Below are 12,161 nucleotides of genomic sequence, written 5' to 3' on the forward strand. Positions count from 1 at the left end.
ATACAATGGCTAATAAATTCACTAAGACAGTAAAGAATGCGAAAAGGGGTATAGCATTCTCGAAAAAATTTAAACATAGGCTCTCTGGTGCGCTCGTATTATTTTTATTGCTGCTATTCTCGTGTGCTTTATTCGTATGGTGGCAGGAAAAAAATTTTACTGGCTCATTCTGGGACTCAGTCTGGAGCGTCTTATTTACCCTGATAGGACAAGGGGAATTTGCTACGTCGCCTCATACTTTCTGGGGCAGAATTATAGTATTTCTGCTTTCAATTTTCGGCGTGGCATTATTCGGAGTAGTCTTTGCTGAAGTTTTGCAGAGATTAATTAATAGCAGAATCAAATTACTTTTAGGGGAGATGATGGGCATTAATAATTGCAAATTTGAGGGACATGTTGTAATTTGCGGCTGGAATAATCGAGGGGTATATATAGCCCGTGAGTTAAAAGCATCAGGAAGGCAGGCGGCTTTAATTGCTCCGGAACGTCCGAAAGATTTAGATCCTGAAATTTTTTACGTTCAAGGCAACCCTTCAGAGCGCGAGTCATTAATCAAAGGCGGTATCGAGAAAGCACAAGGCGCGATAATTTTAGGAGATCCCGAATACGGCAATGATGACTCTCACACGATTTTAACGGGACTCGCCATTGAAGCAATTGCTCCGGACGTTTACACAGTTATGGAGCTGCATAATCCCGAAAATGAACGTTACGCGAGATATGCAAATGTTGATGATATTCTTTATAGTGACAGCTTAATAGCAGGAATTACGGCAATGTGTACTCACAATGAAGGCATATCGGCATTTATTCGGGATATATTATCAAGTGCTGATGACGGCCATAGTTTTGCGTCGTTCGATGCTCCCGACGAGTTCAATAATAAGACAGTCGGAGAATTATTTGACTATTTCAGGAAAAATGACGCGCTCCCGATTGGAATATTGACTCCGCCTGATTTGCCCGGAAAAGTTCCCGCGTCTGAATGGATTTCAACTGTTAATCCGCCGCTCGATAAAATAATAAGCCTTCCCGTTAAAGTTGTCTGTATCGTTAAAGATAATTACTCGGAAATAGTAAATAAATAATAAAATCTCCTGATTCGAGCTTTACGAGTCAGGAGAAATTTTTTAGCTTGCTTTATTATTTATGCTTTATGCTTTGAACGGCTTGACATCTTTCACTGCTTCAGACGTTGAAATTTGAGCGTCGTTATTATCTGAATCAAGTAATTTATATTTAACATTGCCCATTCCCAGCTCATGCATATAAGATAACTGCCTGAAACCGTGCCTTGACTGCATACGTTCAAATAGTGCTGCCTTGTCTGAATCTTTTAATGCGTAAACTAAATCTACTGAAGCCGTATCAATTGCCGCAATATCAAGAGAAGCAAGAATCCCAATATTTGGAGTTACAACAGGTTCGGCGGCTACTCCCTCGCAATCACATGAGACTGACATGTTACGCAATACGTTAATGAAAGCTATATTTTTGCCGAAATGATCAACTGTAGCCTTTGCGGACTCGCTGATTCGTTCCATTAATTCTTCGCCGTCTATGTCCCATTGATTATTTTGTCCCGGTGTAGTGTGAATCATTGCTTTCCCGATTCGGCCGTCAGCACAGCCGATCCCGATATTTTTATTTGAGCCTCCGAATCCTCCCATTACGTGGCCCTTAAAGTGAGTAAGCACTAATAACGAATCATAATTTAATAAATTCTTGCCTACTGACATCTCACTAAAATAATGACCGCCCTTAACTGGTAGCATAGCCGTGCCGTCTTCGTCCATTATATCAACAGGTGCGAAAGTCCAGCCGTTAATTTTTAGAGTCTCTCTATGCTGGGGAGTCGTATATCTGTCGCCCTCGTAATATGCATTAGTCTCGACTATGTGAGCAGCGGGCAATTTTTGCGAGATTAAATCTTTGACCCATTCGCGGGGGATTATATTAGGCCCATGAGGTTCGCCGGTGTGTAATTTTATAGCGACCTTACCTGTTATATTTGTGTTGATTTTCGCGAAAAGTTTTAGCAAGCCTTCAGATGATAAATCACGGGTGAAATAAACAATTGACTCATTGCCTGAACGTTTTTCATATGGAACGTAAATATTTCCGTCTTTTGCTGGGAACATGGAAAATAACACCCTTTCATAAATTTATACGCGCCTGAGGAGATTCGAACCCCTGACCTTCGGCTCCGGAGGCCGACACTCTATCCGCTGAGCTACAGGCGCAATGATTGAATTATATCATGTCTCTATATATGATCAATCAGCACAAAAATTTTTATAATAAACCTTGCGCTATTCGGGTAAAAAATTTTATCAACGGCTCAGAGTACAGCCCATAAACAAACGCTCCCAGTGCAAGAACTCCTAAGGGTGCCAGCATTTGAACGCCGGGATCTCTCACGCCCTGATTAGCCGTCTTGAAATCAAAATTTTTGCCGGGCATTATAAATATACTGAATATCGAGAAAATATACGGCACAGTCAAGACAGCTGAAATCATTAACATAGCAATCCCCGCATGTCCGAGTTCAGTCCCAGCCGCTGAAGCCGTACCGAGCTGCCATTTACCCATAAATCCCGCCGAAGGAGGCAGCCCGCACAAAGCAAGCCCCGAAAATAATAAAGCAATTGAAGTTTTTGGCATTCCCACGACAAGCCCGCGCATGTCAAATAAATATTCCCGTTCAGTCTGGCACAATATAGCACCTGCACAGAAAAATAAATTTATTTTCATGATCGCATGACCGCCCATGTGAGTTAACGCGCCGACAAGCCCTTCAGGAGTCAATAATAACACGCCGATTAATATATAAGAAAGCTGGCTTATAGTCGAATATGCAAATCTCCGCTTTAAATGTTGTGTAGCAAGTGCCATCGATGAGCCGTATACAATCGTAATGCAAGCAAGAATAAACGCCGCCCATTGTGCCCAAGTTCCTGCGAGTACTTCAGGCTCGAAAACGTACCAAGTGAGTCTAATTATCGCAAAAATTCCGGCCTTTACGACTGCTACAGCGTGCAATAATGCAGTAACAGGAGTCGGAGCTACTGACGCAGAAGGCAGCCACCCATGAAACGGAAATATAGCAGCTTTTACCCCAAAGCCGAGAAAGCCAAGAAACCACGCCCATAAAAGCATATTGCTAGGCTCATTAGGCCAAACGCCCAGTGTCCCGCCCAGTGTGAAGAATTCCCCGCCGCCCTGATACATCGTATATGTCAAAGCTATAAACGCACACGCAGCACCTCCGACCGAATAAATTAAATATTTTCTTCCTGCATATCTAGCCCGGCCGTCCATTTCGTGCATAACTAGCGGCAATGTCGTTAAAGTCATAATCTCATAAAATAAATATAATGTCAGCAAATCAGAAGCTAAAGCAATTCCGGCAACTACCCCGTAAGTCAATATAAACCATCCGAAAAAAGTCGTCTCTCTATGCTCGTGAGTCATGTATTCAAAGGCGTATAATGTCGTGAGAGGCCATAATATAGCAATCAAGACAGCAAAGACCATTCCCAGCCCGTCAAGCCTCAAAGCAAATCCCGCCTTCTCTGAAAGTCTGAATAAAGTCAAAGTATTCACAGGCGGATATATTACCAGCAATAAAATTATTAATGTATTCAATAACACTGACGATTCAATAAAAATATTGCGATATTTGCGATCACTAAATTTCAAGAATGGCAGCATTACGGCAGCTACTGCAGGAAGCAATATAGGCAGCAACAAAAATTTTTCATTCATTATAGACTCTCCTTTATAGCATTATTCTAACTCTGTCAGGGTGTTCACCGCCCCAGCCGACCGGGGGCATATTCTCAAGCTGTAAAATGTCATCATTATCAAGAATTATATTTTGCGAGTCAAGATTTTCGCGCATTCTCTCAGGACTTGAAGATTTAGGAATCGACATCACATTTTCTGATAAAATAAAGCTCAAACAAATTTGAACGGTGCTGACGTTATATTTTTTTGCGAGTGAAATAATTAGCTCGTCATTAAGGACTCTCCCCCGCCCAGTCGGACTCCATGCTTGAACGAGTATATTTCTTTCACGATAATAATTTAACGCAAATGCTTGAGTGTGTCCCGGGTGAAATTCTAATTGTGCTACTGAAGGGCGTATCCTGCAATTATTAATAATATTTTCTGCGTGAATGGGTAAAAAGTTGCTGAGTCCAAGTGCCTTAATTCTGCCCTGATTATATAAATCTTCCATAGCGCGCCATGTCTGCAAATCTAAATTTTTCCAGTCTTGACTCTCTAAATCAGGTCTAGGCCAGTGAATCATGTAAATATCAAGATAATCAGTCTGCAAATTCTCAAGAGTTTTATCAAATGCCGCGAGAGTCTCATCATAACCCATGCTAGTTTTCCAGACTTTAGAAGCAATAATAATTTTTCCGCGTGATATATTGCCTTGTGTGAGAGCTTGACCGATAAATTTTTCAGTTCCGTAAAATTCCGCTGTGTCAAAATAAGTGTAACCGGCCTTTATTGCGTCGAGAATAATATTACTTGACTCGGCCTTATAAGTCCCGAATCCCATTACAGGAAGTTCAAGCCCGTTATTGAGAATAAATTTTTTCATGCTGTAAATTCCTCCTGACTCATAAATAAATTTTGCGGATGTCTTTACATATTTTATATTGTTATATTTACTAGCACATAATAGCAAAAAAAAGCAGGTAATTTTTCGGGAATTTGTATCAGGAAATTTGACAGATTTTGAATCTTAGTATAAAATTTCGGCTCAATCAGTTCAATTGAAATATTGCTAATGAAAAACGACAATATCTTTTCGCAAACCACTTTTCAGAATACAACAGCCGGAGTGCAGTACAGACCCCGGCTTGAAATTTTTTGCGGACTCGTTAATTATTTATTCAAGAACGCATTAACTTTGTCTTTAACTCGTGATCCGTCAGCTTGGCCGGCGGTTTTCTTCATTACAGTTTTCATTAATTTGCCCATATCTTTAGGCGAGCTTGCGTTAATTTCACTTGCTGACTCGGCGATTATTTTATCGAGTTCTGAGTCATCAAGCTGCTTAGGCAAATAAGGCTCTAAAATTTTTATTTCTGCAAGTTCTGACTCTGCGCGGTCATTTGCCCCGCCTGATTTATACTGTTCGGCTGCGTCTTTACGTTGCTTAATGAGGCGTTTAATTACCGCGTGAACGTCATCGTCCGTGATTTCTGCTGATTTGCCTTTATCAGCCTGCAATTTCTGTAATTCGGCCTTGAGCATTCTTAGAGTTGAGAGTTTAGGCTCTTCACGTGCTTTCATGGCCTGCACTAAATCTTTTGCGATGTCTTGAGCTAATGACATTATTTATTCAGGCCTCCTGTTTTCGTGTTCGTGTTTAGGCTCGTCGGGGATTCTGGGCTTTTCGGGACGTTCTGGGCGTTCGTGCTCGACTTTATTGGAATCTTGCGCAGGTCTGTGATGTTCAGGCTTTGGCGGTTCGGGGCGTGTTACGTTCGGCGCAGGAGTCGGAGTCGGTGCGGGTTTAGGCGCGTCAGGTTTTGCTACAGGTTTGGGCGGTTCGGGGCGTGTTACATTATTATCATGAGTCGGAGTCGGTGCCGGTTTTGCTGCTTCAGGTCTGGGCGGCTCAGGTCTATGATGTTCAGGAGTCGGCGCAGGCTTTGGCGGTTCTGGTCTTGCTACAGGTGCGGGAGTCGGCGCGGGTTTAGGGGCTGGCACATGATGAACAGGAGCGGGCGCGGGCTTTGGAACTGGACGAGGTTTAACGGGTTCGATTTTTGCGGCTGGTCTGCTCCATGCTGCCTTAAATAAATTTGCTGCTTTCTTATAGTCTTTTGCTCTGAAAGCTGCCATACCTCTTTGGAAGGCTGAGTCTTTCTCTGCGTCATTGCGTTTATTTGATATGCAGGCTCGTCTGAACCAAAAAGCGGCATTATAATAATTCTGATTAGTTCCGTGTCCTGAGTAAAATAATTCCGCGAGTCTGTATTGAGCGTTTGCATCGCCTTTGTTTGCTGCCTTCTCGTACCAGTAATAGGCCTGTTTATAATCGCGTTTGACTCCCTCGCCGTTGTAATAAATTCTGCCGAGTTCAAACTGTGAGCCGACATGACCTTTATCTGCTTCACGTCTTAACTGTTCGATTTTCGGCGAAAGTTTCGGGCGCGGTCTTACCGGGACTCGTCTATGAGCTGCGAAAACTGTTCCGGCTGAAAAGGTTATTACTAGAATAACGAGTAATAATATAGCGCGTTTGTAGTGCTTTAACATTGATACAACCTCCTAATAATATCAGGGAGTCAAAGCGACTCCCTATGTTGATTTCATAAATTAGATAGGATTCCTATGACGCATTGATTTGCGTTTGCGTGCTGCCTCGGCGCGTTTGATTTTCTTAGCGTCGCTGGGTTTCTCGTAATGCTCACGTCTGCGTGCTTCTCTTAATGTGCCTACTCTGGCTACTTCGCGTTTAAATCTTCGGAGCGTATCTTCCAGAGTCTCGCCGTCTTTACGGGTTACTGTAGTCAATTACATTCCCTCCCTTCAGGATTTCTCTGTACAGTCAGAAAGCTAACCGGGTGGCCAGCCGAGATTACGTCCTGCCAGTAAATGCAGGTGAAGATGAGGGACAGTCTGCCCGCCCTGTTCGCCTGTGTTGATTACCATTCTGAAGCCTTTTTCCGCGAGATCAAATTTTTTAGCGATTTTCACTGCAGCATCAAGAAGGCTGTTCCATACGGAAGAATCTTTAACTGCCAGTGCTGAGTCAAAATGTTCTCTGGGAATTACTAGAATATGAACAGGGGCTTGCGGGTTTACATCACGAAATGCAACGACTTTATCATCACTATAGACGAACTCTGTCGGGATTTCTTTATTTGCGATTTTGCAGAAAATACAATCACTCAATTTTTTTATAGCCTCCTTGAATTTGACATGTAAATTTTATAACATATTAGGCTACTTAACAAATCAGAATAATACGTAATTTTTTTAAGTGTATAATTTCACAGTGAAAATAATAATTTATAAATCAGGAGGCAAATTTTTACATGACAGGAAAAAGCGACAAAGTTAGAGTCAGATTCGCACCCAGTCCGACGGGAGCATTACACATCGGGGGCGGCCATACAGCATTATTTAACTGGCTATGGGCGAGACATTGCGGCGGAAAATTTATTTTGCGGATTGAAGACACTGATCTAGAACGCTCAACAAAAGAATACGAGCAAACTATTATGTCGGGCATGGTATGGCTTGGGCTTGACTGGGATGAGGGGCCGGATATAGGCGGAAATTACGGACCTTACAGACAATCTGATAGACTCGATATTTACAGGGACTATGCAGAAAAATTAGTAAACGAGGGCAAAGCATACAGGGACGGTCAAGCAATTATATTTAAAGTTGAGCCCGGTCAAGATATTTCATTTAGAGCTATTGTATACGGTCAAATTGACGTGATGAGCGACGGACTGCGCGAGAAAGATTCAGACAAGTTAAAGGACATTGTTATAATAAAGAGCGACGGAATGCCGACATATAATTATGCCGTAGTAATAGATGATCACTTAATGAATATAACTCACGTAATCAGAGGCGAAGATCATATTTCGAATACTCCTAAACAAATTTTATTATATCGTGCATTAGGCTGGGAAGTTCCCGAATTCGCACATCTGCCCATGATACTGGGACGCGACAAGAAAAAATTAAGCAAGCGGCACGGAGCAACGAGCATTTATGAATATCGCGATATGGGTTATATGCCCGACTCAATGTTTAATTTTCTTGCATTATTGGGCTGGTCGGCTGGCGATGACAAAGAAATTTTTACGCGTGAACAGGCTGCAGAATGGTTCGAGCTTTCACGAGTTACAAAAAAAGCAGCAGTCTTTGATTTCGACAAATTGAATCACATAAATCAGGAACATTTGAAGGCGCTTGATCCGTTCGTGAGACTCTCAATGGTAAAACCCTTCTGGATTGAAGCGGGCTTAAATGTTGATGCACATGATGATAAATATCTTGCTGATTCTTTGACTCTCATGGCCGGACGTGGTCAGACAGCTAAAGAGATGGCCGAGTTCTCGGACTATTTTGTATCGTTTGAGCCAGTTAAATCACGTTGGAACGCTGAAGGAATTGACCGCGAAAAATTAAAGCCTTTCTTTGAAGATTTATTCTCGCATGAATGGAAAGCTGAAATCTTAGAACAGGCCGCGCGCGACTGGGTAAACTCTCAGGAGGGTGCAAAAATGAAGGATTATGCCATGCCTTTGAGATTCGCTTTAACGGGTATGAAAGTAAGTCCCGGCGTTTTTGAGGTCGCCGAGATTCTTGGCCGTGATGAGTGCAGAAAGAGACTCGAATTTTACGGAATGATTTAATAATTATATTGCGCTGTTAAAGGCACATGATCAGAAGGACGCTCCCACGCACGGACTCTCGTATCAGGCTCGCAATTTACAGCAAGTTCAGCCAAATTTTTACTAGCTAACATGTGATCAATCCGCCAGCCTATATTATTTGTGAGAGCGTCTTTAACTCGATAATCATAGAATGTGAAAATATTTGCTTCAGTGTGAAAGAGTCTCAACACGTCAACGAGTCCCGCGCTAGTTTGCTTGAAAACTTCCCGAATCTCATCGCAAAAACAAACGTGATTTTTTTTCGTTTCAGGGTGATTAACGTCAATATTTTCGGGGGCAACGTTCAAATCTCCCAGCCATAAGAATAAATTTTCAGGTTTAGAAATTTCGCGGTTGATAATATTTCTAATTCGGGCAAAAAATTTTTTCTTGACTTCAAAGTCCGGGCTGTCTATGGACTTCCCCTGCGGCACATATGAATTCAGGATAAATAAATTCTTGTAAGTAAGAGTCAATATTCTTGTGTCAAAATTATTCGCGCCCGATTCTGATTCAGAGTCATTAAATCCGAACGAAATTTTTACGTCAAGATTATTTTTTGCGAGAACAGCGACACCGTTATAACTTTTCTCCCCGTGAAAGTAAGATTTATAGCCGAGTTCAGTAAATGCAATATCGGGGAAGAATTCATCTTTAGTCTTTGTTTCCTGCATAAATAACAAATCAGGCCCGCATTCATTGAGCCATTTAACTAATATCGGGAGGCGCGTTCTTACTGAGTTTACATTAAAAGTAGTTATCTTCATAGTTATATATTATACAAATTCCCCCGTTCACTCTTTACAAGCAAAAAGGGGGAATCAAATTATTTGCTGAATCGTCTCATATTGCGATTATTATTTTGTGCTGCCCGGTCTCTCTGTGCTCTGATTCTCATAGTTGCAGGCCCCGGCGGTATATCAGGCTTTGAGTCATAACGAGGCATTATAACAACTTTTCTTAATGGAGGCTCACCTATTGACTCCGTGCTTACGTCGTCGCGATCCTTCAAAGTCGTGTGAATTACCCAGCGTTCCCAGCTTGCCATAGGTTCGAGTCTCACCGGGCGGCCGAATTTTACGGCTTGTCTTGCTGTTGCTTCTGCTAAACGTTCGAGACTCTTTGTCCTGCGTTCACGATAACCGCTGCTATCTATTTTGATTCGGGGTTCTCTTCGCGGGTCTCTTAGAGCCAAATTTACGAGATATTCAAGAGATTTTAACGCGTCCCCGTAACGTCCTACAACATAATCAACAGCATCATCTCCGGTGATTTCTATAGTATTTCTTGCTGACTCGCTTATAACTGCCTCCGCGTTGAAGTCCATGAGCTTTAATGCATTATTCACAAATTCGACTCCGTACAAAATTAAATCAGAACTTGGCCGCATGTCGTTATAATTAGAATTATTTGCGTTCTCGTCATTCTCGTTATCGTCTTCAGGTTCAAAATCTTGAGACTCGCGCGAATAAGTTACTTCAACAGTTAATTTTTTGCTGCCGAATAGTCCCAGAAATCCCCCGCGTTCAAAGCTTATAATTTCTGCCTTGAGTTCTTCACGTGGGACTCCTAATTTTTGCGAGGCCTCTTTTAGTGCTTCGTCAATGTCAGCTGCCTCAATCGTTAATTTTTCCTCCTGAATCAATCATAATACCCCCTTATAAAATTATAATTTATTTATTTTTCGGCTTCTCCTGATATAGAGTAGGTTTCTGCTTCATTTCTTCAGTCGTTTTGCGCGAGATTCTGACCTGATGAATTATTCCCATTAATGACGAGACCCCCCAGTAAAGCAGCACGCCGCCCGGAAGTCCAAAGCATATAAATGTCAAAAATAACGGCATGAACCAGTTCATCATTGACATTTGAGGATTCCCCGCGCTCGTTAAATGCTGTTGATACCATGTGAGCCACGCAATTAATATTAATAATATAAAATTAAATATCCACATGCTTATATTCGAGAATAACAGGCCAAGATTTGTAAATGACGATAAGAATACCATAACGACTCCGAGCTGTTCATCAGGAATCTTGACTCCGGCCTCGTCGACGAGATTCAAAGCGTTTGCAACAGTTGTTAAGACACTCCCGCCGAGATTCACCCCGAAAAATGTAACGTTCGTAAATGCCTCTGTCTTTGTTAAGTCATATAATACTCCGTAAAGTAAAATAAATATCGGCAACTGAATCAATAACGGAAGGCAGCCGCTCGCAGGATTTACTTTATTTTCTTTGTAGAGTGCCATAGTCTCGCGATTTAAAGTGTCCTTATCATCGCCGTATTTTTCCTGCAAAACTTTAATTTGAGGCTGTAATTTCTGCATCTTCTGCATACTCGTCATTTGTTTCTGAGTCAATGGGTGCATAACGAGTCTTACAAGTAAAGTCAGTGCTATAATCGCAAGTCCCCACGCAAAATTTGTGCCGATCCCTATACTTGTTATTGCATTGTGTATAAATTGAAGTAAGCCGAGTAATAATGCCTTAGCTTGTGCCCACATTCTATAATTTCACCTCGTATAAATTTTTTTAGGCGGTAAATCGACTCCGCCCGGATTCCACGCCCCGCACTTAATGAGCCGCTTTAAAGTCAGCCAAGTCCCCCGGAAAAATCCCCATTCTTTATAGACGCTCAGGGCATAATTTGAACATGTCGGATAAAATCTGCAGTGCGCTCCGATAAATGGCGATATAAATATTTGATAAATGCGAATTAATATTATTGCGAGACGGGATAACATGATAATAATAAATTTTTTCGTCTTAATAAATTAAATAATTCCCTGTGAATATCCTGCGTCTTTGAGGCGAGTCCTTTATCCTTGAGACTTAGAACTAACTGCACGCCCGGTATAATTTTATTTGCTAATTGTCTGAATGCCTCACGCAAGATTCTTTTGCCCCTGTTCCTGATATGTGCCTTCCCCTGATGTTTACCGACTGCGAGTCCGATTTTTATCGAGTCCGAGTCTTCCTTCAGATAAAGCAGCCGCACCAGCTCGCCATTAACTTTTATGCCAGTGCGGAAAATCTGATCAAATTCCCATCCTTTTTTCAGCTTATGAACATTAGGCACGGGTCAAACATTTACGTCCTACGCGTCGTCTGTTGCGAAGAATCTTGCGCCCTGATGCTGATGCCGATCTTGCAAGGAAACCTATTTTGCGTCTTCTCGGTAATACATGCGGTTGAAATGTTCCCTTTTTCATGATGTATATATATGCTCCTCTCTTAAAATATTTACTTATTCGCCGGTCGCTGTGCCGTCTTTATTGAGCGTTACTGTATATGTCTTGAATAAATCAAAGTCATGCCACTCTGTATAAGTATTATCTTCAAAATCTGCCCGTAAATCCCAGTGTTCGACATTTTTATTCTTGTTAGGATTGAATTCAACTGTGCAATTTTCACCGGTCGGCAAATCTTTCCAAGGTGTAACTTTATCGACTTCAGGATCCCATTTATTATCTTTGGCAGGACTAACCCAGAAAGCAATTATAGTCTTCCCGGTCTCATTCTTAAGCAGAAAATCTTGACGGCCGGCAAATGCCGTTGATACAGACGATATAACAAGCAAAGCTAATAACAGCCCGCATAAAAATTTTTTCATGAAATAAAATCCTCCTTATAAATATTAAAGCCGCATAAAAATAATTATGAACTCAAGAATTATAACACAGCTGAAAGATAAAGCTATTAATTTTGTCAGGTGCTACAATATTATAATAATTA

16 protein-coding genes and 1 tRNA gene are annotated in these 12,161 nt (G+C 41.6%); 2 read left to right on the forward strand and 15 right to left on the reverse strand.

What is annotated here, in order from left to right; translation table 11 throughout:
• Positions 1-5: 5 nt before the first annotated feature.
• Positions 6-1,088, forward strand: a complete 1,083-nt coding sequence (locus IJS99_07670; protein MBQ7561693.1) for a potassium channel protein — start codon at positions 6-8, stop codon at positions 1,086-1,088.
• Positions 1,089-1,154: 66 nt separating this feature from the next.
• Here IJS99_07670 and IJS99_07675 read toward each other — a convergent pair whose 3' ends face one another.
• The 8 genes from IJS99_07675 to IJS99_07710 form a co-directional block, all read right to left on the reverse strand.
• Positions 1,155-2,141, reverse strand: coding sequence for a DUF362 domain-containing protein (locus IJS99_07675; GenBank protein MBQ7561694.1), 987 nt, complete (start codon positions 2,139-2,141; stop codon positions 1,155-1,157).
• A gap of 29 nt (positions 2,142-2,170) precedes the next feature.
• A tRNA-Arg gene (locus IJS99_07680) sits at positions 2,171-2,243 on the reverse strand.
• 52 nt (positions 2,244-2,295) lie between these two features.
• Positions 2,296-3,768, reverse strand: a complete 1,473-nt coding sequence (locus IJS99_07685; protein ID MBQ7561695.1) for a hypothetical protein — start codon at positions 3,766-3,768, stop codon at positions 2,296-2,298.
• A 13-nt stretch (positions 3,769-3,781) separates the two neighbouring features.
• Positions 3,782-4,615: an aldo/keto reductase gene (locus tag IJS99_07690; GenBank protein MBQ7561696.1), complete on the reverse strand. Its 834-nt coding sequence runs from the start codon at positions 4,613-4,615 to the stop codon at positions 3,782-3,784.
• A 287-nt stretch (positions 4,616-4,902) separates the two neighbouring features.
• A complete protein-coding gene (locus tag IJS99_07695; GenBank protein MBQ7561697.1) occupies positions 4,903-5,355 on the reverse strand; it encodes a GatB/YqeY domain-containing protein in 453 nt (150 codons plus the stop codon).
• A gap of 3 nt (positions 5,356-5,358) precedes the next feature.
• Complete coding sequence (locus IJS99_07700; GenBank protein ID MBQ7561698.1) at positions 5,359-6,285, reverse strand: SEL1-like repeat protein; 927 nt, start codon at positions 6,283-6,285, stop codon at positions 5,359-5,361.
• Positions 6,286-6,345: 60 nt separating this feature from the next.
• Positions 6,346-6,543: a 30S ribosomal protein S21 gene (locus IJS99_07705; protein MBQ7561699.1), complete on the reverse strand. Its 198-nt coding sequence runs from the start codon at positions 6,541-6,543 to the stop codon at positions 6,346-6,348.
• A gap of 42 nt (positions 6,544-6,585) precedes the next feature.
• The gene (locus IJS99_07710) at positions 6,586-6,924 is read right to left on the reverse strand and encodes a histidine triad nucleotide-binding protein (GenBank protein MBQ7561700.1); all 339 of its coding nucleotides are present in this window, start codon (positions 6,922-6,924) and stop codon (positions 6,586-6,588) included.
• Between the two features lie 143 nt (positions 6,925-7,067).
• Here IJS99_07710 and gltX point away from each other — a divergent pair, with 143 nt between their 5' ends.
• Entirely contained in the window at positions 7,068-8,405 is a 1,338-nt protein-coding gene (gene gltX / locus IJS99_07715) for a glutamate--tRNA ligase (GenBank protein ID MBQ7561701.1), read from the forward strand.
• Here gltX and xth read toward each other — a convergent pair.
• From xth to IJS99_07750, 7 genes are read right to left on the reverse strand one after another with little or no spacing between them, the layout of a single operon-like run.
• Positions 8,402-9,199, reverse strand: a complete 798-nt coding sequence (xth, locus tag IJS99_07720) for an exodeoxyribonuclease III (GenBank protein ID MBQ7561702.1) — start codon at positions 9,197-9,199, stop codon at positions 8,402-8,404. The two genes, gltX and xth, sit on opposite strands and share 4 nt — an antisense overlap.
• A 53-nt stretch (positions 9,200-9,252) precedes the next feature.
• Positions 9,253-10,071 (reverse strand): Jag N-terminal domain-containing protein, encoded by an 819-nt coding sequence (locus IJS99_07725; protein ID MBQ7561703.1) that lies wholly within the window; start codon positions 10,069-10,071, stop codon positions 9,253-9,255.
• Between the two features lie 28 nt (positions 10,072-10,099).
• Positions 10,100-10,930, reverse strand: coding sequence for a YidC/Oxa1 family membrane protein insertase (locus IJS99_07730; GenBank protein ID MBQ7561704.1), 831 nt, complete (start codon positions 10,928-10,930; stop codon positions 10,100-10,102).
• A 9-nt stretch (positions 10,931-10,939) separates the two neighbouring features.
• The gene (gene yidD, locus IJS99_07735) at positions 10,940-11,170 is read right to left on the reverse strand and encodes a membrane protein insertion efficiency factor YidD (GenBank protein ID MBQ7561705.1); all 231 of its coding nucleotides are present in this window, start codon (positions 11,168-11,170) and stop codon (positions 10,940-10,942) included.
• Entirely contained in the window at positions 11,149-11,505 is a 357-nt protein-coding gene (gene rnpA, locus IJS99_07740; GenBank protein ID MBQ7561706.1) for a ribonuclease P protein component, read from the reverse strand. The genes yidD and rnpA overlap by 22 nt, the downstream gene beginning before the upstream one ends.
• Positions 11,498-11,638 (reverse strand): 50S ribosomal protein L34, encoded by a 141-nt coding sequence (gene rpmH / locus IJS99_07745; protein MBQ7561707.1) that lies wholly within the window; start codon positions 11,636-11,638, stop codon positions 11,498-11,500. Before rpmH ends, rnpA begins: the two co-directional genes overlap by 8 nt.
• A gap of 35 nt (positions 11,639-11,673) precedes the next feature.
• Positions 11,674-12,039 (reverse strand): hypothetical protein, encoded by a 366-nt coding sequence (locus tag IJS99_07750; GenBank protein ID MBQ7561708.1) that lies wholly within the window; start codon positions 12,037-12,039, stop codon positions 11,674-11,676.
• Between the last annotated feature and the right edge of the window lie 122 nt (positions 12,040-12,161).

The sequence above is a fragment of the Synergistaceae bacterium genome (assembly GCA_017444345.1).
Classification (GTDB): domain Bacteria; phylum Synergistota; class Synergistia; order Synergistales; family Aminobacteriaceae; genus JAFUXM01.

What these genes read in the sequence shown, in the direction of transcription:
- IJS99_07670 (MBQ7561693.1), top strand. Translation starts at nt 6, where the DNA reads ATGGCTAATAAATTCACTAAGACAGTAAAGAATGCGAAAAGGGGTATA.
- IJS99_07675 (MBQ7561694.1), bottom strand. Translation starts at nt 2,141, where the DNA reads ATGTTCCCAGCAAAAGACGGAAATATTTACGTTCCATATGAAAAACGT.
- IJS99_07685 (MBQ7561695.1), bottom strand. Translation starts at nt 3,768, where the DNA reads ATGAATGAAAAATTTTTGTTGCTGCCTATATTGCTTCCTGCAGTAGCT.
- IJS99_07690 (MBQ7561696.1), bottom strand. Translation starts at nt 4,615, where the DNA reads ATGAAAAAATTTATTCTCAATAACGGGCTTGAACTTCCTGTAATGGGA.
- IJS99_07695 (MBQ7561697.1), bottom strand. Translation starts at nt 5,355, where the DNA reads ATGTCATTAGCTCAAGACATCGCAAAAGATTTAGTGCAGGCCATGAAA.
- IJS99_07700 (MBQ7561698.1), bottom strand. Translation starts at nt 6,285, where the DNA reads ATGTTAAAGCACTACAAACGCGCTATATTATTACTCGTTATTCTAGTA.
- gltX (MBQ7561701.1), top strand. Translation starts at nt 7,068, where the DNA reads ATGACAGGAAAAAGCGACAAAGTTAGAGTCAGATTCGCACCCAGTCCG.
- IJS99_07730 (MBQ7561704.1), bottom strand. Translation starts at nt 10,930, where the DNA reads ATGTGGGCACAAGCTAAGGCATTATTACTCGGCTTACTTCAATTTATA.
- yidD (MBQ7561705.1), bottom strand. Translation starts at nt 11,170, where the DNA reads ATGTTATCCCGTCTCGCAATAATATTAATTCGCATTTATCAAATATTT.
- rpmH (MBQ7561707.1), bottom strand. Translation starts at nt 11,638, where the DNA reads ATGAAAAAGGGAACATTTCAACCGCATGTATTACCGAGAAGACGCAAA.
- IJS99_07750 (MBQ7561708.1), bottom strand. Translation starts at nt 12,039, where the DNA reads ATGAAAAAATTTTTATGCGGGCTGTTATTAGCTTTGCTTGTTATATCG.